Source organism: Aeribacillus sp. FSL K6-8210 (genome assembly GCF_037963925.1).
GTDB classification, from domain to species: Bacteria; Bacillota; Bacilli; order Bacillales; family Aeribacillaceae; genus Aeribacillus; species Aeribacillus composti.
On the sequence record NZ_CP150172.1, the window covers coordinates 2,269,249 to 2,288,538 of the forward strand.

Annotated in this window: 18 protein-coding genes; all 18 read right to left on the reverse strand. The window is 40.6% G+C overall.

The window, feature by feature from the left end; genetic code table 11:
• Positions 1-50 precede the first annotated feature (50 nt).
• A complete protein-coding gene (rbfA, locus tag NSQ41_RS10810; RefSeq protein WP_063386706.1) occupies positions 51-410 on the reverse strand; it encodes a 30S ribosome-binding factor RbfA in 360 nt (119 codons plus the stop codon).
• Positions 411-426: 16 nt separating this feature from the next.
• On the reverse strand, positions 427-705 hold the full coding sequence (locus tag NSQ41_RS10815) for a DUF503 family protein (protein WP_063386705.1): 279 nt from the start codon (positions 703-705) through the stop codon (positions 427-429).
• Positions 705-2,861: a translation initiation factor IF-2 gene (infB, locus tag NSQ41_RS10820; RefSeq protein WP_339209906.1), complete on the reverse strand. Its 2,157-nt coding sequence runs from the start codon at positions 2,859-2,861 to the stop codon at positions 705-707. The genes NSQ41_RS10815 and infB overlap by 1 nt, the downstream gene beginning before the upstream one ends.
• A 19-nt stretch (positions 2,862-2,880) precedes the next feature.
• Complete coding sequence (locus NSQ41_RS10825; protein ID WP_066246469.1) at positions 2,881-3,180, reverse strand: YlxQ family RNA-binding protein; 300 nt, start codon at positions 3,178-3,180, stop codon at positions 2,881-2,883.
• Complete coding sequence (locus tag NSQ41_RS10830; protein ID WP_063386702.1) at positions 3,177-3,461, reverse strand: YlxR family protein; 285 nt, start codon at positions 3,459-3,461, stop codon at positions 3,177-3,179. Before NSQ41_RS10830 ends, NSQ41_RS10825 begins: the two co-directional genes overlap by 4 nt.
• 12 nt (positions 3,462-3,473) lie before the next feature.
• A complete protein-coding gene (gene nusA, locus NSQ41_RS10835; RefSeq protein WP_094246027.1) occupies positions 3,474-4,595 on the reverse strand; it encodes a transcription termination factor NusA in 1,122 nt (373 codons plus the stop codon).
• Positions 4,596-4,618: 23 nt separating this feature from the next.
• Entirely contained in the window at positions 4,619-5,095 is a 477-nt protein-coding gene (rimP, locus tag NSQ41_RS10840; RefSeq protein WP_063386700.1) for a ribosome maturation factor RimP, read from the reverse strand.
• A 173-nt stretch (positions 5,096-5,268) separates the two neighbouring features.
• Entirely contained in the window at positions 5,269-9,594 is a 4,326-nt protein-coding gene (locus NSQ41_RS10845; RefSeq protein WP_339209907.1) for a PolC-type DNA polymerase III, read from the reverse strand.
• 118 nt (positions 9,595-9,712) lie between these two features.
• Positions 9,713-11,413: a proline--tRNA ligase gene (locus NSQ41_RS10850; RefSeq protein ID WP_339196522.1), complete on the reverse strand. Its 1,701-nt coding sequence runs from the start codon at positions 11,411-11,413 to the stop codon at positions 9,713-9,715.
• 35 nt (positions 11,414-11,448) lie between these two features.
• Entirely contained in the window at positions 11,449-12,708 is a 1,260-nt protein-coding gene (gene rseP / locus NSQ41_RS10855) for an RIP metalloprotease RseP (protein WP_063386697.1), read from the reverse strand.
• A gap of 14 nt (positions 12,709-12,722) precedes the next feature.
• Complete coding sequence (dxr, locus tag NSQ41_RS10860; RefSeq protein WP_063386696.1) at positions 12,723-13,871, reverse strand: 1-deoxy-D-xylulose-5-phosphate reductoisomerase; 1,149 nt, start codon at positions 13,869-13,871, stop codon at positions 12,723-12,725.
• Positions 13,868-14,680: a phosphatidate cytidylyltransferase gene (locus tag NSQ41_RS10865; RefSeq protein WP_063386695.1), complete on the reverse strand. Its 813-nt coding sequence runs from the start codon at positions 14,678-14,680 to the stop codon at positions 13,868-13,870. The genes dxr and NSQ41_RS10865 overlap by 4 nt, the downstream gene beginning before the upstream one ends.
• Positions 14,681-14,695: 15 nt before the next feature.
• Entirely contained in the window at positions 14,696-15,469 is a 774-nt protein-coding gene (locus NSQ41_RS10870) for an isoprenyl transferase (protein ID WP_063386694.1), read from the reverse strand.
• 118 nt (positions 15,470-15,587) lie between these two features.
• Entirely contained in the window at positions 15,588-16,145 is a 558-nt protein-coding gene (gene frr, locus NSQ41_RS10875) for a ribosome recycling factor (RefSeq protein ID WP_063386693.1), read from the reverse strand.
• 2 nt (positions 16,146-16,147) lie between these two features.
• A complete protein-coding gene (pyrH, locus tag NSQ41_RS10880) occupies positions 16,148-16,870 on the reverse strand; it encodes a UMP kinase (protein WP_063386692.1) in 723 nt (240 codons plus the stop codon).
• 109 nt (positions 16,871-16,979) lie between these two features.
• Entirely contained in the window at positions 16,980-17,861 is an 882-nt protein-coding gene (tsf, locus tag NSQ41_RS10885) for a translation elongation factor Ts (protein WP_063386691.1), read from the reverse strand.
• Between the two features lie 76 nt (positions 17,862-17,937).
• On the reverse strand, positions 17,938-18,639 hold the full coding sequence (gene rpsB / locus NSQ41_RS10890) for a 30S ribosomal protein S2 (RefSeq protein ID WP_063386690.1): 702 nt from the start codon (positions 18,637-18,639) through the stop codon (positions 17,938-17,940).
• 149 nt (positions 18,640-18,788) lie between these two features.
• Positions 18,789-19,268, reverse strand: a complete 480-nt coding sequence (locus NSQ41_RS10895; protein ID WP_339209908.1) for a hypothetical protein — start codon at positions 19,266-19,268, stop codon at positions 18,789-18,791.
• Between the last annotated feature and the right edge of the window lie 22 nt (positions 19,269-19,290).

Below are 19,290 nucleotides of genomic sequence, written 5' to 3' on the forward strand. Positions count from 1 at the left end.
GCTGCAATCATGAAAAAAGAACCCGTTACACAATTGTGAAACGGGATGCCTCAGCTTTCATGATCTCTTTCTTCTTTTTTCAATTCATGGATTAATGATTCGATTCGATTGCCATAATCAATTGTCTCGTCAAATTCAAAATGAATTTCCGGAGTTTTCCGCAGCCGAATCCGCGACCCGATTTCAGAGCGGATAAATCCTTTGGCTTTCGCCAGCGCCTTCATCGTGTTTTCCTTCTGTTCCTCATTTCCCAATACAGAAATATATACTTTAGCGATTTGCAAATCCCCTGTTAAGCGAACGTCCGTTACAGTTACAAATCCAATTCTCGGGTCTTTAATTTTTCTGCCAATAATATCGCTTAGCTCTTTTTTCATCTGTTCAGCTACTCTGTTTGCTCTTAGGCTCATTTCATCACCTCATTTGCTAAAACCAGTCAAATGTTGTAATGGTTCGTTCAATTTCAGGAAAAGAATCGATCAACTTCAATGCCTGGTTCAGTTCTTTTTCCGCGATGGCGCGGCTCGATGCAAGGCAGGCAATGCCGATTTCGGTCCGCTGCCATGCATCCTGAAAGCCGATTTCTGCAACACTGACATTAAATTTATTTTGCAGTCTTTTTATAATTCGTTGCACTACTGCACGTTTTTCTTTTAAAGAAGAAGCTTCAAAAATCATGCATTCACATGATACCATTCCGAGCATTATTTTTTAACTTCCTCCATGATGAACGCTTCAATCGTGTCGCCTTCTTTAATATCGTTAAAGTTTTTAATCGTAAGTCCGCACTCATATCCTTGAGCAACTTCTTTTACATCATCTTTAAAACGTTTTAAAGTGTCAATTTCTCCTTCAAAAATCACGACTCCGTCCCGAATTAAGCGAACGCCGCTGTCGCGTGTAACAGAACCATCTGTGACGTAGCAGCCGGCAATTGTACCGATTTTAGAAACTTTGAATGTTTGCCGCACTTCAAGGGTACCGATCACTTTTTCTTCGTATTCAGGATCAAGCATACCTTTCATGGCCGCTTCGATTTCTTCGATCACTTTATAAATGATGCGGTGAAGGCGAATGTCGACGTTTTCCGCTTCCGCTGTTCTCTTCGCATTCACATCCGGGCGAACATTAAAGCCGATCACAATAGCGTTGGAAGCAGAGGCAAGCATGATGTCATATTCCGTAATGGCACCGACACCGGTGTGAATAATTTTTACTTTTACTCCTTCAACATCGATTTTTTGAAGAGCTGATGAAAGAGCTTCAACGGAACCTTGCACATCTGCTTTGACGATTAAATTAATTTCTTTTATATCATTTTGCTTAATTTGTTCAAATAAATCATCAAGGCTTAGCTTTGTCTTTTCGCTGCGCTGCTCTTCCAGCTGTTTTTTCGCACGGGCTTCACCGATTTGACGCGCTTTTTTCTCATCTTCAAATACCATAAATCTGTCGCCGGCTAATGGAACTTCATGAAGACCGGTGATTTCAACCGGAGTGGACGGTAAAGCTTCTTTTACACGTTTTCCGACATCATTCACCATCGCACGCACCCGTCCATATGTGTTTCCGACAACAATTGGATCACCGACACGAAGCGTTCCGTTTTGAACAAGCAATGTTGCAACTGAACCTCTGCCTTTATCAAGCTTTGCTTCAACAACCGTACCGGTTGCAAGACGATTCGGATTCGCTTTTAACTCTTCCATTTCCGCAACGAGCAAGATCATTTCCAATAGTTCAGGAATTCCGTCACCTTTTAATGCCGAAATTGGCACAAATATCGTGTCGCCGCCCCAATCTTCCGGTACAAGGCCATGTTCCGTTAATTCCTGCATCACACGGTCAGGATTTGCCGTCGGCTTATCCATTTTGTTGACCGCTACAATAATCGGCACATTCGCAGCTTTTGCATGGTTAATTGCCTCAACTGTCTGCGGCATGACACCATCATCTGCAGCAACGACTAAAACGGTAATATCTGTTAATTGAGCGCCGCGGGCTCTCATTGTTGTAAACGCTGCATGGCCAGGTGTATCTAAAAATGTGATCTTTTTCCCTTCCACTTCAACCTGGTAAGCGCCGATATGCTGCGTAATGCCTCCAGCTTCGCCTTCAGCCACTTTTGTTTTTCGAATGGAATCTAAAAGAGTCGTTTTCCCATGGTCAACATGCCCCATAATTGTCACAACAGGAGGACGGCTGACAAGATCTTCTTCCTTGTCTTCGATTTCATACTTTTCAAATTCTGTTTCATCGAAAACAATTTCTTCTTCCACTTCAACGCCGTATTCAGAAGCGATCAGTTCGATAATGTCCTTCTCCAGCTCTTGGTTGATTGTTGCCATGACGCCGAGCATCATGAGCTTCTTAATGATCTCTGACGGTTCTTTATGGAGTTTGTTGGCAAGCTCAGCGACTGTTAAAGAGCCTTGATACGTAATTTTGGACGGCAATTCTTTTTTGCTTGGAGCTTCATTTTGAACCGCTTTTTTGTTTTTCTTTCCATTTTTTTTGTTTTTATGTTTCGTTTGTTGAATCGGAACGTTTTGTTTGCGTTTCTTTGGAGAAGGTTTTGTGCCTGATTTTTTCTTGTTCAATACGATATCACCATCGTCATCATATGAAATGTCATCATATGCTGCATGCTTTTCTGCCTTTTGTTTTGGTTGATGATCTTTTTGAACGTTTTTCTTAGGTTGTTCCTTTTGATATCGTCCATTGAGTTTTTCAATTGTATTGCTGTCGATCATTGACATGTGGTTTGCAACATTTATATTCATTTCTTTTAATGTATGGATTACTTCTTTGCTCGTTATATTTTGTTGTTTTGCATATTCATATACTCGCATTTTACCCATACGTTCACCCCCAAAGTAGTTATTCAAGTAGAAGCCTCAACTTCTTGGCAAAACCTTCTTCCGTCACGGCAACAACTACTCTTTCTTCCTTACCGATCGATTGCCCAAGTTCGTATCGGTTTGGGGCAATCACGAGCGGAACTTTATAAAACGAACATTTATCCGTAATTTTTTTCTTCGTGTTAGAAGAAGCATCGTCTGCCAATAAAACGAGTTTTGCACGCTTATTTCGAACCTCTTTTAAAACAAGTTCTTCTCCTGAAATCACTTTTCTTGCCCGATAGGCAAGGCCTAATAAAGATTTCCATTGTCCATTCATGGCAATGAAGGTTTCTCCTTCTCAGCTAGCTGAATTAATTCATCATATATAGATTCCGGAACAGGCGCATCTAAATGGACGGATAGCACATTTTTCTTTTTCGCCTTTAAAATGCAGTCTTTATCAAGAGTGATATAAGCACCGCGTCCATTTTTCTTTCCTGTTAAATCAACCGAAACTTCTCCTTCTTTCGAACGAACGATTCGAACAAGCTCCTTTTTGGGTCTCATTTCGCCAGTCGCCACACATTTTCTCATCGGAATTTTCTTTTGCTTTGCCACTGGTAACCACCTCTATTCGTCTTGTTCTTCTCCGTGTTCATCATCCGTATTGTCCAATTGGAATAAACTATCATGCTCTTCGCGAGGATAGATGTTCAGCTCTCTCGCTTCCGATTCGCTTTTAATATCAATTTTCCATCCGGTTAATTTGGCAGCGAGTCGCGCGTTTTGCCCTCTTTTGCCAATCGCAAGGGATAATTGATAATCAGGAACGATGACGGTTGTAGCTTTTTCCTCTTCATCGACAATAACGTCCAAAACTTTTGAAGGACTTAAAGCATTTGCAACAAATTCAACAGGATTTTTAGACCAGCGAACGATATCAATTTTTTCGCCATTCAACTCGTTTACAATTGCTTGAACACGCTGGCCTTTTGGTCCAACGCATGATCCGACCGGGTCAACTTCCGGATTGTCGGAATGAACCGAAATCTTTGATCTGTCACCTGCCTCCCGGGCGACTGATTTAATTTCCACTGTCCCGTCATATATTTCCGGAACCTCCAATTCGAATAAACGCTTCAACAGCCCCGGGTGTGTTCTGGAAACAAAAATTTGTGGTCCTTTTGTTGTTTTTTCTACTTTTGTAATGAATACTTTAATTCGGTCATGAGGTTCGTATTTTTCATTCGGCATCTGTTCCGATTGTGGGAGGAGAGCCTCTATTTTCCCTAGACTTACGTATATATATTTGGGATCAGTTCTTTGGACGATTCCGGTCATGATATCTTCTTCACGATCAATAAATTCCGAATAAATGACTCCTCTTTCGGCTTCACGAACTCGCTGCGTAACGACTTGTTTCGCAGTTTGTGCAGCTATTCGTCCAAATTCTTTCGGTGTCACTTCAATTTCAACGACATCGCCGATTTCATATTGGGGATTGATGTTCATCGCATCATGGATGGAAATTTCCAAACGGGGATCCGTTACTTCTTCCACCACTTCTTTTCTCGCAAACACCTGCATCGTACCTGTTTCGCGATTAATATCGACACGCACGTTTTGCGCTTGGTTAAAGTTGCGTTTGTATGCAGAAATGAGGGCAGCTTCAATCGCATCTATAATGACATCTTTACTAATGCCTTTTTCTTTTTCTAATACTGTCAAGGCATCTAAAAGTTGGCTGTTCATAAAATGATGTTCCTCCTCATCACTTAAATATTAAATGAAACGGCAAGTCTAGCTTTTGCAATTTTTCCCCAAGGAATTTCCACTTGTTTAGTTTTTGTTTTCACTCTTATTTCGAGTGTGGCAATCTCGCCGTCAAAATCCGTTAAAACCCCTTCAAAATGTTTTTCCCCGTTGATCGGCTCGTAAGTTTTGAGTGCGACATTTTTCCCGACAGCCTTTTCAAAATCGGCCTTTGTTTTTAAAGGGCGTTCAGCGCCTGGAGAAGATACCTCCAAGAAATAGTTGTGAGGAATCGGATCGATTTCATCCAGCTTTTCGCTCAAACGTTCGCTTACCATACCACACTCTTCAATATCGACACCATCTTCAGAATCAATAAAAAGCCGTAAATACCAATTTTTTCCCTCTTTTACATATTCAATATCTACTAGTTCCAGCTGCAAATTTTCAAGAATTGGCGATGCTAGTTCTTTGACGAGATCTGTTATAGATTGGCTCATATTTTCCTCCTTAATTTCAGCGTTTCAGAAAGGGACATCTATTTAATCGTCATAAAAAACTAGTTCCAATAGGAAAGAGTGGGTTTTTTCCCCACTCTTTCGTTAGGCTTTTTTTAGCATTTCCATAAATGAATATAACATAACCTAATCAGGTTTGCAAATTGAATCGCAAATCAGAAAAGGGAGAGCTGATTTTGCTCAGGCAGCGATGCCAAACAGCCATGATTTTCAAGATATTCCATAATCGTTTTTGAAATTTTTGTCCGCTCCTGCAGATCCTCTTTGGATAAAAATTCTCCTTCTTCTCTCGCTTTGACAATATTGATGGCCGCGTTCGTACCAAGCCCTGGTATCGAATTAAACGGTGGTATCAGGCTGTCGCCATCAATAATGAATTCTTTGGCTTGAGAGCGGTATAAATCTACTTTTTGGAATGAAAATCCACGCTCCGTCATTTCAAGCGCCATCTCCAATACGGTCAGCAAGCTCTTCTCTTTTGGAGAAGCATCGAGCCCTTTTGCACTGATCTCTTCAATTTTCGCTCTGATTGCGGTGCTACCTTTGATCATCGTTTCGATGTCAAAATCGTCCGCTCTGACTGTAAAATAAGTTGCATAGAATAGCAGAGGAAAATGTACTTTAAAATATGCAATCCGCACAGCCATTAATACATAAGCTGTCGCGTGAGCTTTTGGAAACATATATTTGATTTTTTTGCAAGATTCAATATACCAGTCTGGAACGCCGTTCTTTTTCATCTCTTCTTCCCATTCGGGAATCAAGCCTTTTCCTTTCCGAACCGACTCCATAATTTTAAAGGCTAACGACGGCTCCAATCCTTGATAGATTAAATAAACCATAATATCGTCGCGGCAGCCAATGACCTCACTTAATGTACATGTGCCGCTTTGAATCAGTTCTTGTGCGTTTCCTAGCCAAACATCTGTCCCATGGGACAATCCTGATATTTGGACAAGCTCTGAAAATGTCGTCGGTCTTGTTTCCTCCAACATTTGGCGGACAAATCGCGTGCCGAACTCTGGAATCCCCAGAGTGCCCGTTTTACAGCCAATCTGCTCCTCTGTCACGCCAAGTGATTCGGTTGAGGAAAAGATTTTCATTACTTCCGGATCATCTGTTGGAATGGTCTTCGGATCGATTCCGCTTAAATCTTGAAGCATTCTGATGACCGTCGGATCATCGTGCCCTAGTATATCAAGCTTTAATAAGTTATCGTGAATGGAGTGGAAATCAAAATGTGTCGTTTTCCAATCAGCGCTTGTATCATCTGCCGGATATTGAATTGGAGTAAAATCATATATATCCATATAATCGGGAACAACGATGATTCCTCCGGGATGCTGTCCTGTCGTCCGCTTGACCCCCGTACATCCTTTCACAAGCCGATCGACTTCTGCACTGCGGAAATGCAGATTATGATCGTTCATGTAGCCGCGGACAAATCCGAAAGCTGTCTTTTCGGCAACGGTGCCAATTGTTCCTGCACGGTACACTTTATCTTCACCAAACAGCACTTTCGTATAATTGTGTGCTCTCGGCTGATATTCACCTGAAAAATTCAAATCAATATCAGGCACCTTGTCTCCTTTAAATCCTAGAAACGTTTCAAACGGTATGTCATGCCCGTCCTTTTTATATGGTGCTCCGCATTGCGGACAATTTTTATCAGGAAGATCGTATCCGGATCCTACAGAGCCGTCATTGAAAAATTCGGAATGCTTGCATTTTGGACAAACGTAATGAGGCGGAAGAGGGTTCACCTCAGTAATTTCCGTCATCGTGGCAACAAAGGATGAGCCGACTGATCCCCTTGAACCGACCAAGTACCCGTCATCCAAAGATTTTTTTACTAGTTTGTGAGATATCAAATAAATGACGGCAAATCCGTGGCCGATAATGCTTTTCAACTCTTTTTCAAGCCTTGCTTGAACGATTTCCGGCAATGGGTCTCCGTATATTTCTTTGGCACGATTGTAGCTCATTTCCCGAATTTCTTCTTCGGCACCGTCTATTTTCGGTGTATACAGATCATCTTTAATCGGTTTTACATCACCTATGAGAGAGGCGATGTACTGGCTGTTTGTCACAACAATTTCTTTCGCTTTTTCATCGCCTAAAAAACGAAAAGCATCCAGCATTTCATTTGTTGTACGGAAATGCACATCAGGCAATGTATGGCGGTTTAAAGGATTCGCTCCCCCTTGCGAAGAAATTAAGATTTTCCGGTAAATTTTATCTTCCTTGTTTAAATAATGGACATTGCCTGTTGCCACAACCGGAATCGACAGCTTTTCCCCTAGTTTGACTATGTTTGCAATGATTTCTTTGATCGCTTGTTCATTTCGAACCTGCTCCGTCTCAATTAGAGGGTAATATACTTCCGGTGGATGCACTTCGAGAAAATCATAAAATGAAGCCATCTCTTCAACTTCTTCCGGACCTTTTTGCATCATTGCTTCAAAAATTTCTCCCTTGTCGCAGCCTGAACCAATTAAAATGCCTTCCCTATGCTTTAACAATACAGAACGGGGAATGCGCGGAACGCGATAAAAATATTGAACATGGGAAAGAGATACAAGCTTAAATAAATTTTTCAGCCCTGTTTCATTTTGCACAAGAAGCGTCGCGTGAAACGGTCTTGCCCGCTCATACGCTTTTGAATCCCCAGTCCGCTCATTCAGCTCATCATGATAAAGAATTCCTCGTTCATTTACCTCTTGCAGCAATTTTACAAGCAAATAGCCGGTTGCTTCCGCATCATAAATGGCTCTATGATGCTGTACAAGCTCTATATCAAACTTTTTGCACAATGTATTCAGGCGGTGGTTTTTTAAATTAGGATATAAATATCTTGCAAGTTCAAGAGTATCAATGACAGGGTTGTCCGCCTTTTTAACCTGCAAATATTTTTTGTAGCCTGCATTAATAAAGCCCATGTCAAAGCTTGCATTGTGGGCAACTAAAATGCTGTCGGCAGCCCATTCTTTAAATTTGTACAATACTTCATCGACGTCGGGAGCATTTTGAACCATATCATCGGTAATTCCCGTCAGTTCTATCGTTGTTGCTGAAAGCGGATGGTGAGGGTTGGCAAACGATTCAAATCGGTCGATAATTTCCCCGTTTTTTATTTTCACCGCTGCAAGTTCAATGATCGTGTCGTATACAGCCGAAAGCCCTGTTGTTTCAACGTCAAAGACAACAAAGGTATCTTCGCTTAAAAGTCTGTGCGATTCGTTATAAGCAATCGGTACACCGTCATCAACAATATTTGCTTCAAGACCGTAAATCATTTTAACGCCAAACTTTTTGCTTGCAGCATATGCCTCTGGAAAAGATTGGACAACTGCGTGATCTGTCAATGCAATCGCTTCATGGCCCCACATTTTAGCTTGTTCAACAAGATCTGTGATCGATGTGACGGCATCCATTTGGCTCATCTGCGAATGAAGGTGCAATTCCACCCTTTTCTCTCCTTCAGGTGCGGTATCAAGCCGTTTTTTCGGGTTGATTTCATTAATGTCGTTGGCAATCATGACAAGATCACGAACAAATGTATCGTTTTGAATGCTTCCGCGAACTTTCAGCCACATTCCTTTTTTGATCGATGCAAGCAATGCATTATCTTCTTTATCGCGGCCGAACATTTTGACTAAAATGGAATTGGTATAATCGGTAATTTTAAACGTGCATAACGTTCTTCCGCTTTTTAATTCCTTTGTTTCCGCCTCAAAAACATATCCTTGAATGACGACTCTCCGCTCTTCATCAAAAATGTTATCAAGAGTGCGAATTTCTTCGTCATCTTTTATTTTGTATCCGATAATAAGAGGACCTTCCTGCTTTTTAGGCTCCTGAGTTTGATTTTCCTTTCCATTTTGCTTCATTTCCATCATTGCTTGTAAAATCCGCTCTTCGTCTTCTTTTTGCTTCTGCTCCAAAAATTTTTCCCATTCTTCGTTAGATGCATCGATCACCGTGTCGATAGTCAGCTTTGGAAAGCCGTACTTCTCGTACGCCTGCTGGATGATGGGGCCGTATTTTTTCTTGATCCTTTCATTTTCCGTCTCATTTCTCGTGCGAATCATTAATTTTTGCTTTTCCAGCTTCGGCATTTGTTCTTTTAACAGGGATAATATCGGCGGAGAAACCCCCTCCATTTCTTGGAGGCAAAACTCCCAGTAGTCTTGAACGAGCTGTTCATCATATTCTTGTTTCACAGTTGTAATGTGAAACGTAACATTGGCTAAATGAGAAAATGTTTTGTTCAATCTTCTATCAAACAATTGCAGGATACGAAATGGAAGAATGTTTTCAAGCCGAAAAGAGAAATCCCATAATTTAGATTTTTTATGAACTGTTAATTTTAAGATCGCTCCGTTTTGGAAATAAGGGTAGATTTGATCATCCGTCATTTCAAGCTGTTTCAGCAAAATCTGAAACCGTTCTTTTTGCTGCTGCAAGTCTTTATCATCCATTGGTTTCCCCTCTTTCCCAAAAAGTTAATAGGGGGCTTGACCCGTTTGACAAATTATCATAAAGGCAAGACCCCCTACTCTTTACCTATGCCAGCTTCATCTGCGGCATCCAGCTTCATTAGCGGAGAAGTTTGGCAAGCTGCTCTTTTAGCTGATCAACAGAAACTTCTATACTATTTCCGCTTTTTCTTTCTTTCACTTCTACAATCCCTTCACCAGCTCTTTTTCCGATCGTTATTCTGACAGGAATGCCAATTAAATCACTGTCAGCAAATTTCACACCCGGCCGTTCAGCACGATCATCATAAAGGACTTCGTATCCTTTCGCCTGCAAATCGTGATAAATTTGCTCTGCAACCTTGACTTGTTCTTCGTTTTTCATATTAACCGGAATAAGGTGGACTTCAAACGGAGCTAATTTATTAGGCCAAATAATTCCATTTTCATCATGAAATTGCTCGACCACCGCAGACAGTAAGCGTGAAACACCGATACCATAGCATCCCATGATGATAGGGTTTGTTTTTCCCTTTTCATCTAAAAATTCTGCCTTCATCGCTTCACTGTATCTTGTGCCAAGCTTAAAGACGTGGCCGACTTCAATGCCTTTCGCGAACTTGATCCGTCCCTTTCCGTCCGGGGAAGGGTCCCCTTCCTGAATAAATCTTATATCTTCATACTTGGTAACGGTAAAATCCCGATCAGGGTTTACTCCGATATAGTGCAAATCGTTTTCATTTGCCCCGCATATTCCATTTACGACTGCCTGAACTGCATAATCTGCGACAATTTCCACTTTGTCGGATGCGCCGATCGGTCCTAAAAATCCGGGTGAAACTCCCATTACCTGCTCTGTTTCTTCAGCTGAAGCAAGTTCAACAACTGATGCCTGATAAAGGTTTTTCAGTTTCACGTCATTGACCTCATGATCACCGCGGACAAGAACAAGAACGAACTTTTCATCTACTTTAAATAAAACGGATTTTATTAATTTTTCCTTCGGAACTTGGAAAAACTGCGCCACTTCTTCAATGGATTTTTTGTTTGGCGTTTCTTTTTTTTCAAGCTCCATGAGCGGTTCGTCAACCTTTTCATAAGATGCAACTACCGGAGCCATTTCAATATTTGCTGCATAATCGGACGAATCAGAATATGCGATCGTATCTTCTCCGATTTCCGAAAGCACCATAAATTCATGAGTATCTTTACCGCCCATTGCTCCCGAATCAGCGATGACTGCGCGAAAGTTCAACCCACATCGAGTAAAGATGCGTCTGTATGCTTCTCGAACCTGTTCGTACACTTCATCTAAGCTTTCCTGTGTAGCATGAAAAGAGTAAGCATCTTTCATAATGAACTCTCGTCCCCGCAAAAGACCGAACCGCGGACGCTTTTCATCCCGGAACTTCGTTTGAATTTGATAAAGGGTGAGCGGCAGACGTTTATAAGATTTGATCTCATCTTTTACCAAACTTGTTATAACTTCTTCATGAGTCGGACCTAAAGCAAAATCACGTTCATGACGGTCTTTCAATCTCATTAATTCTGATCCGTATGAATACCAGCGGCCAGACTCCTGCCAAAGTTCTGCTTGCTGCAAAGCCGGCATCAGCAGCTCCACCGCTCCGATCCGGTTCATTTCCTCTCTGATAATATTTTCAATTTTGGTTAACACTCTATGAGCAAGAGGCAGATACGAATAAACACCGCTAGCTGTCTGCCGAATGTATCCGGCACGCAACAGCAGCTGGTGGCTTTTAACTTCCGCATCTGCTGGATTTTCTCTCATTGTGGGTATAAATGACTGACTCTGTTTCATTTAAAGCACCTCGAATTTGATTTCTATATTATTTTTTAAAGGAAAAACTTTTGGATGTCATTCCATGTCACAACGAGCATTAACAGCATTAGAAGTGCAAATCCGATAAAGTGGACGATCCCTTCTTTTTGTCGATCAATCGGTTTTCCCCGGACCGCTTCAATGGCAAAAAACAATAAGCGTCCTCCATCTAGAGCTGGAATTGGAAGCAAGTTCATAATGCCAAGGTTAATGCTTAAGAGAGCCGTCCAGCTTAATAGGCTTGTCAAGCCTGTTTCTGCAACTTTTCCTGTCATATCATATATGCCGACAGGTCCAGAGAGCATATCAATTGAAAATTGTCCGGTTATCAGCTTCCCAACCGCAAATATTATTTCTTTCGACCATGTATAGGTCTCAACTAAGCCATATTTCAAAGAACCGAAAAATGTTTTTTCAACCGGGGAATAAACTCCTATTTGGCCGATCGTTTTGTTTTCGGATTTCACAGAATCCGGCGTTACCGTCATTTCCAATTCTTCTCCGGAACGTTCAATTGAAAAAAGAAGCTCATTCTCCGGATTTGCTCTGATCATTTCAACGACATCTTTCCACGAATTCATCGGCGTTCCTTCTATTTCTTTTACAACATCGCCTTCCCGTAATCCTGCTTGTTCAGCCGCGCTGTCAGGGACGATTTCTCCTAAAACCGGTTCATTCACGGGCACTCCTTGGCTTAAGCCGAGGTAAAACAAAACTAAAAACCCTAATAGAAAATTCATAAAAGGTCCGGCAGCAATGGCGAGCGTTCTTTGAACGAGCGTTTTTGAAGCAAATTGCCTGTTATAAGGTGCAATTTGAATTTCTTCACCGTCAACTACATAAAAGGATGTTTCGCTTACTTCAAACCTTTTTAGACCGCTGTCTTCTCCATCTTCATAGCCTGTGATAAACATTCCATGTTCCAAATCTGCTTGTTCAACTTCAATCACTTTTGCATTAGGATACTTTTCTTTTCTGTTTAAAATAATTTTTTCAACTTGTCCTTTCTGATTAAACAATAGTCCAACCTGATAGCCAGGTTTGACCTCAATCATCTCCGGGTCTTCCCCCGCCATGCGCACGAAGCCGCCGATAGGCAAAAGCCTGATCGTATAGACCGTTTCTTTTCGTTTAAACGACAAAATTTTCGGCCCAAAGCCGATTGCAAATTCACGGCATAAAATGCCTGCCCTTTTCGCCATAACTAAGTGCCCTAATTCGTGGAAAAACACCAATACGCCAAAAATAACGACAAATGCGATCACCGTGTTCACTTATTTAACCACCTCTAATTAATTAAAGATTGAACAAACTGTCTTGTCCTTCCATCCGCTTCTTGTATATCCTCCAAGGTCGGATTGAAAAGCGGAGCATGTTCTTCTAATGCCCTTTCCACAAGTTCTTCTATCTTTAAAAACGGAATTTTATCTTCCAAAAAAGCATTGACTGCCACTTCGTTCGCTGCGTTTAAAACAGCAGGCATTGTACCTCCTATTTTACCCGAATCAAAAGCAAATTTTAAGCAACGGTATCGATCAAAATCAATTTTTTCAAAATGAAGCTGTCCATATTTTGTTAAATCCAATCTTTCGCTTTCATAAGAAGGAATTCTATTTGGATATGTAAGCGCATATTGAATCGGTATTTTCATATCAGGAGTTCCAAGCTGCGCTATGATGCTGCCATCATGAAATTCGACCATCGAGTGAATGACGCTTTCTTTATGCAGCAGCACATCAATTTGGTCGTATGAAACAGAAAACAGCCAATGTGCTTCAATGACTTCAAGCCCTTTGTTCATCATCGTCGCAGAATCGATCGTTATTTTTGCGCCCATTGACCAGTTCGGATGGTTTAACGCTTCCTTAACTGTAACATGCTTTAATTCATTTCGCGATTTATCCCGAAAGCTTCCTCCTGAAGCCGTTAAAATAAGCCGTTCGACGCTTTCCTTTTTTTCCCCGTTCAAGCATTGGAAAATCGCGGAATGTTCACTGTCCACAGGAAGAATTTGCACATTGTGTTTTCGAGCATAGTCGGTCACAATTTGTCCAGCTGTAACAAGTGTTTCCTTATTCGCTAAAGCGACCGTTTTTTTCGCTTCGATCGCTTTTAGTGTTGGAATAAGCCCGACGCTCCCAATGACCGCATTCACTACTATCTCGCCTTTATGATAAGCAGCCGTTTCACACAGCCCGTCATGTCCGTATGTAAGCTGACAGTTAGAAGGGATGTTCAAACGAATTTGATCATAAATTTCACGATTTTTGACAGCAACAAGCTCTGGTTTAAATTCATGAACAGCCTTCAATCCAAGTTCGATATTTTCTCCAAATGACATCGCAACTAGCCTGAATGAATCCGGATTTGCTCGAATCACATCGAGAGTTTGCTGCCCAATAGATCCTGTCGCACCCAGCAAAATAATTTTTTTCACATTGTCACCCCTTGTCTACTGATCAATTGGATGAAGAAATATAAAATCGGCATAATAAAAATCAAGCTGTCAAAACGGTCAAGAACTCCCCCGTGGCCTGGAAAAATCGTTCCGGAATCCTTTGTGCCGTAATGGCGTTTAAAAGCGGACTGTACTAAATCCCCCATTTGTCCAACAATAGAAACAATGACGGACACAAAAACGGTTTGAACATATGTCGGTAAAAAATTTGCAAAATAGTGGAAAATTAATCCAACCAAAATTGCCGAGAAAATCCCTCCGAAAAATCCTTCGACTGTTTTATTAGGGCTGATTTCAGCTGATAGTTTTTTCTTTCCGAAGGCTCGGCCGATAAAGTAAGCGCCTGAATCAGTCGCCCAAATCGTTAGCAGAGCAAACAAAAGCTTGTCTAGACCTAACACTCTCATTTCAATAAAAAAATAAAATCCGACTCCCACATATATGATCGCAATGAGCGCAAATCCAACGTCATCAAAAGAAAATTGGTTTTTTGAAAACACTGTATAGATCAATAACAGGATCGCGCCAAAAAAAAGAAAGCCAGTTTTACTTATATGTATTTGATGAAGCAAATCAATATAACGGTTTGGGAAAATTAAAATCCATAAAAGGATAAAGCTGAACAAAACTGGAAATGAAAATAAATGAAATCGTTTCATTCTAAATAATTCAAACAATCCAACTGATGCAAGCACATAAATAGCAATTGTCAGCGGAAGTCCGCCAATAATGACAATTGGTACAAATAAGGCTAAAGCACAAATTGCTGTAATGATTCGTGTTTTCATTTTTTTTAGCTCCTTCTATACGCCGCCGAATCTGCGGATTCTCTGCTGATATTCGCGGATTGCCTCCAAAAAATGGTGTTCATTAAAATCCGGCCAGAGCACATCCGTAAACCAAAATTCAGTATAAGCCAGCTGCCAGAGCATAAAGTTGCTTAGCCGAATTTCTCCGCTTGTCCGAATTAACAGGTCAGGATCTTTGAGCTTTTTCGTCATTAAATAGTTGGAAAACAATTGTTCATCTATGTCATCTATATGTAGTTTTCCATCTTCGCGGTCTCTTAATATTTTTTTTACTGCTTCAACAATTTCTGTTCTGCTGCCATAGTTCAACGCAAAATTTAAAATCAGCCCGGTGTTTTGCTTCGTTTCATTCACAGCTTTCTTCACAGCATTTACCGTATAATCGGGGAGCATAGATTGATCGCCGATAACCCGAACTTGCACGTTTTCCTGTATTAATTCCGGCAAAAAAGTCGATAAAAATTCGACCGGAAGGCGCATTAAATAATTAACCTCATCTTTTGGCCTTTTCCAATTTTCTGTTGAAAACGCATATAAGGTCAAAACTTTGATGCCGATATCGCTCGCTAATTTCGTAATTTTTTTAACTACTTTCATTCCTTCCCGATGGCCGGCCATCCTAGGCAGCGATCTTTTTTTCGCCCATCTTCCGTTTCCGTCCATGATGATGGCCACATGTTCCGGTATTTCATTTACTAAAATGTTTTCTTTCGCCACCAAGTTTTTGGAACCTTTGCTGCTCTTTTTTTTATAAGGAAAATTAAACATAAGAATCCTCCACCGAGAATAATATGACATTAAAAAATGTAGCAAATCCTCTTGAACAAAAAAACCCCCTGTGAGAAAAGAGGGTTTTTAGCACATTTCTATTGTACATTCATTTTGTTTAAACTTCCATGATTTCTTTTTCTTTTTCTTTTGTTGCGGAATCAATTTTTTTAATGTATTCATCCGTCAGTTTTTGTACATCATCTTGAAAACCGCGCAGTTCATCTTCTGTAATGTCGCCCGCTTTTTCTAATTTTTTTAATTCATCATTTGCATCTCTGCGAATGTTTCGCACAGCAACTTTTGCATCCTCTGAATATTTGCGAACTACTTTTGTCAGTTCTTTTCTTCGCTCTTCCGTCAATGGAGGAATGGCAATGCGGATGACGGATCCGTCCGATGTCGGCGTTAATCCAAGATCAGATTTTAAAATCGCTTTTTCAACCTCACCGATTGTCGATTTGTCATAAGGCTGAACAACAAGCAAACGTGCTTCTGGCGTGGAAATCGATGCCAATTGATTTACAGGAGTTGGAACTCCGTAATAGTCGACCTGAATTTTATCAAGCAAAGACGCGTTTGCCCGGCCTGCACGAACACCTGCTAATTCACGTTTGAAAGCTGATAAAGCTTTTTCCATTTTTTCTTTCGCTTGTGAAAGAACTTGTTTAGACATGTTTATTTCCCCCTTACAATTGTTCCAATATTTTCTCCTAAAACAGCACGTTTAATGTTGCCTTCTTCCATAATCGAGAAAACAATTAAAGGAATATTATTGTCCATGCATAATGAAGAAGCTGTTGAATCCATGACAGCCAACCCGTCTTTTAATAAATCTAAATAAGATAACTCATCATATTTTACCGCTGAGGCGTCCTTTTTTGGATCTGCGCTATATACACCATCTACATTATTTTTCGCCATTAAAATGACATCTGCTTCGATTTCAGCGGCTCTTAACGCAGCCGTTGTGTCTGTTGAGAAATAAGGATTTCCTGTTCCTGCTGCGAAAATGACTACTCTTTTCTTCTCCAAATGGCGAATGGCTTTTCTTCTTATGTACGGTTCTGCGACTTGTCGCATTTCAATTGAAGTTTGCACTCGGGTAGGAATGCCGAGTCCTTCCAAACTATCTTGTAAAGCTAAAGAATTCATAACAGTCGCCAGCATTCCCATATAGTCTGCTGTTGCCCGATCCATCCCCATCTCGCTGCCGATTTTGCCTCTCCAAATGTTTCCGCCGCCAACAACTACTGCGACTTCTACACCCATTTCAGCAATTTCCTTTACTTGTCTGGCAATTGACTGTATGACGGAAGGATTAATTCCAAAGCCTTGAGCTCCAGCAAGCGCCTCTCCACTTAATTTCAGCACGATACGATGATATTTTGGCGTACTCATATTAACCTCCAAGCTATTTCTTGACGCTATATATAGAAAAGTTGAAACAAAGGGTTTTCAAAAAGAGGGAACACTCGCTTGTGTTCCCTTCTTAACGTTTTCATGACTTTTATTTCTTAATTTGATTCATAACTTCTTCAGCAAAATTTTCTTGACGCTTTTCAATTCCTTCTCCAACTTCATAGCGAACAAACGCTTTTACGTTTGCGTTTTGTGCTTTGACGAAATCGCGTACTTTTTGATCAGGATTTTTTACAAAATTTTGCTCTAAAAGGCAAATTTCCTCAAAAAATTTGCCGAGGCGGCCTTCAACCATTTTTTCTACAATGTTTGCAGGTTTTCCTTCTTGAAGAGCTTGTTTTTTAAGAACTTCGCGTTCGTGCTCCACTTCAGCCTGAGGAACATCTTCACGAGAAATATAACGCGGATTAACCGCTGCGATATGCATTGCTACATCTTTTGCAGCAGATTCATCATTTGTGCCTTCAAGCACCGTTAATACTGCAATGCGTCCGCCCATGTGCAAGTAAGCGCCGAAGACATCTTGATCATTTTTCTCGACAACTTCAAAACGGCGTAATGTAATGTTTTCGCCAATTTTAGCAATAGCAGCATGGATGTATTCTTCCACTGTTGAACCGTTTTCCATTTTGGAAGCCAATGCGTCTTTTAAATCAGCTGGTTTGCTTGCCAGCAAGTGTTTAGCCAAATCTTCAATTAATTGTTTAAAAGAATCATTTTTGGCAACGAAGTCTGTTTCGGAATTCACTTCCAAAATAACAGCTGTATTGCCGTCAGTTTTGATCAATGTCAAGCCTTCTGCAGCGATTCGGTCAGCTTTTTTCGCAGCTTTCGCTATGCCTTTTTCACGAAGATAATCTATTGCTTTGTCCATATCACCATTTGTTTCAGTCAATGCCTTTTTGCAGTCCATCATGCCTGCACCGGTTTTTTCCCGAAGCTCTTTTACCATTTGAGCAGTAATTGCCATAAAAGTTCCTCCTTCAATTCGTATGCTTAAAAAAGGTGATAAAAGGCTAAAATCCCCTCTTATCACCTTTTGTCATTTAGGCAGTTGTAGTTTCTTCGCCTTGTTTGCCTTCTAAAACAGCATCTGCTATTTTGGAAGTTAACAATTTGACGGCGCGGATTGCATCATCATTTGCAGGGATTACATAATCGATCTCATCCGGATCGCAGTTTGTGTCAACGATGCCGATAATCGGAATATTTAATTTGCGAGCTTCCGATACAGCGATGCGCTCTTTGCGAGGATCGATAATATAAACAGCATCAGGCAGCTGTTTCATTTCCTTAATGCCGCCTAAAAATTTCTCAAGGCGTTCCAATTCTTTTTTCAAACGAACTACTTCTTTTTTCGGCAATACATCAAATGTGCCGTCTTCTTGCATTTTTTCAATTTCTTTTAAACGAGCAATTCGTTTTTGAATTGTAGCAAAGTTCGTTAATGTTCCTCCCAGCCAGCGCTGATTGACGTAAAACATTCCTGCGCGTTCTGCTTCTTCTTTAACAGATTCCTGCGCCTGCTTCTTCGTACCAACGAATAAAATGTTGCCTCCATTTGCAGCTAACTCTCTTGCAAATTGATACGCTTCCTCAACTTTTTTTACTGTTTTTTGAAGGTCAATGATGTAAATTCCGTTCCGTTCAGTGAAAATATAGCGTTTCATTTTCGGATTCCAACGGCGTGTTTGATGACCGAAATGAACACCAGCTTCTAATAATTGTTTCATTGAAATAACTGACATTTTCATTCCTCCTAATGGTTTTTCATCCTCCGCCCGCTTCATTTTTAAGCATGACTGCACAAAACAGCACCGATGCTTAAATCAACAGACGTGTGTATTAGCACCAAAAACAAATATAACATATGGAAGTTTGGCAATCAAGAAAGAATTCAATCGTTTTGTTGAAATTTCATGACGAGTTCAATTTCTGTTTTGCCGACATGTAATGTTTGTGCGATTTCGTCTATAGTATATCCTTTCTCTAATAATTGGAATACTTGTTTATGCAAATTTTTTCTTTTATCTTTAGGCTCTTCTATAAGCTCTGCATCCTTGTCGATAGGCTCTACATCCGCGCTCGTGTCTTTCTGGATTGTGCTCACTTCCACCTTGTCTTCCAGCTGCGCAACTAATTTTTCGAGATCAAAAGAACCGGGCTTGGCGCTGTTTTGCTCGAGCTGTTCAAGAAATTGTTTGTTTTCTTCTTTTAATTCCAATAAAAACATCGCGAGCGAATCTTCTGCTTCTTTTAATAATTGTTCCTGCTTTTCTTCTATTTTTTTTACATTTTGATAGCGTGTATAAAGGAGAATGATAAAGTAAAACGAAACGATGTGCAAAACAAAGCTCAGTAAAAGAAATACCGCCATGTTTCAACCTCATTTAATTGTA